Raw genomic sequence first — 1,313 nt, forward strand, 5'->3', positions numbered from 1 at the left:
GGCAAAATTCTAATAGGTGGGCAAACTGATTCTTCAGATCGTTATATTGCCCCTACAGTTATTGAGAATGTCTCTTTAACAGAGCCTATAATGCAGGAAGAAATTTTTGGTCCCATTCTCCCTGTCCTTGAGTATACAGATATAGCAGAGGCGATCGCTTTAATCAACTCTAGACCAAAACCCCTAGCTTTGTACTTATTTTCCAACAACAAAAGTTTACAGAAACGAGTTTGCCTTGAGACTTCCTCCGGTGCAATGGGAATCAATAACACACTCATGCACACTGCTGTCCCATCTTTACCATTTGGTGGTGTAAATGATAGCGGCATTGGTAGCTACCATGGCAAAGCTGGCTTTGACACCTTTTCTCATCACAAAAGCGTATTAAACAAGCCTCTTATGTTGGATTTTAAATTATTGTACCCCCCTTATGAGGGTAAATTGCCTTGGATCAAGCGACTGTTTAGCTAGTGCTGTAACGTTCCTCAGCCCAAGGTTCGCCTCGGCGGTGGTAGCCGTTACGTTCCCAAAAACCTAAATCTTCTTTTGCTGTAAACTCCAACCCGTTGATCCACTTGGCACTTTTCCAAGCATACAAGTGAGGAACAACAAGCCGCATGGGACCACCGTGTTCTCGTGGTAATGGTTCACCAAGCAATTTAAAGGCAAAGAAGTTTTCTTCTCGCACGAAGTCTTCTATTGAAATATTCGTCGTATAACCGCCGTAGCTGTGTTCCATTACATGGGCGGCTTTAGGATCTACTTCAATAAGCTTCATGAAGTCCGTTACCTTAATGCCAGTCCATTTAACATCAAGTTTAGACCAGCGCGTTACACAGTGAAAATCTGCTGTGAATTCGTGCTGAGGTAGACTCATAAAGTCTGACCAAGTAAATATGGCTTGTTTTGCTAAACCCGAAACTTGAAATTTCCACTCGTCCGTGCTAATTGTTGGTGTTTCACCATAAGTTAACACAGGGAACCCTTTAGCCAAATATTGACCAGGGGGAACACGTTCGTTTTCTTGCGTTGTAGGTTTTTGAAAAAATTTGCCTATCATAGCAGCACAAAAAGGCTATTTGATGACAGTTTACTGTTAGTACAATTACTCTATCATCGCTCAAAAGTAATGCCTAATTAAGTAATTGCGCTGGAGCGCAACTACGAGCTTATCAGAATTCTGAATTCTGAATTCTGATTCCTGACTCCTGGTTTATGCCTCTTCTTCTTCCTCTTCTGCTGATGGATAGACGAATGTAGAGCGTCCAGTCAAAATGGACTTACCTAGAGACAAAGCTTTTTGAGCTTCAACT

The 1,313-nt window shown here is 42.0% G+C and carries 2 protein-coding genes and 1 pseudogene; 1 reads left to right on the top strand and 2 read right to left on the bottom strand.

The annotated features are described in order from the left end of the window. On the top strand, positions 1-471 hold a 471-nt coding region (locus G4P69_RS38325; protein ID WP_208355228.1), incomplete at its 5' end, for an aldehyde dehydrogenase family protein. Here G4P69_RS38325 and G4P69_RS38330 read toward each other — a convergent pair. Both G4P69_RS38330 and G4P69_RS38335 read right to left on the bottom strand, forming a co-directional pair. After that, on the bottom strand, positions 464-1,060 hold the full coding sequence (locus G4P69_RS38330; protein WP_208343128.1) for a sulfite oxidase-like oxidoreductase: 597 nt from the start codon (positions 1,058-1,060) through the stop codon (positions 464-466). The genes G4P69_RS38325 and G4P69_RS38330 overlap by 8 nt on opposite strands. Before the next feature lie 153 nt (positions 1,061-1,213). After that, a pseudogene (locus G4P69_RS38335) lies at positions 1,214-1,313 on the bottom strand (50S ribosomal protein L32); the annotation flags it as partial.

This window comes from Aetokthonos hydrillicola CCALA 1050 (assembly GCF_017591665.1).
GTDB classification, from domain to species: domain Bacteria; phylum Cyanobacteriota; class Cyanobacteriia; order Cyanobacteriales; family Nostocaceae; genus Aetokthonos; species Aetokthonos hydrillicola.

Excerpts from the sequence above, each read along its gene's own strand:
- G4P69_RS38330 (WP_208343128.1), bottom strand. The coding sequence starts at position 1,060 with ATGATAGGCAAATTTTTTCAAAAACCTACAACGCAAGAAAACGAACGT.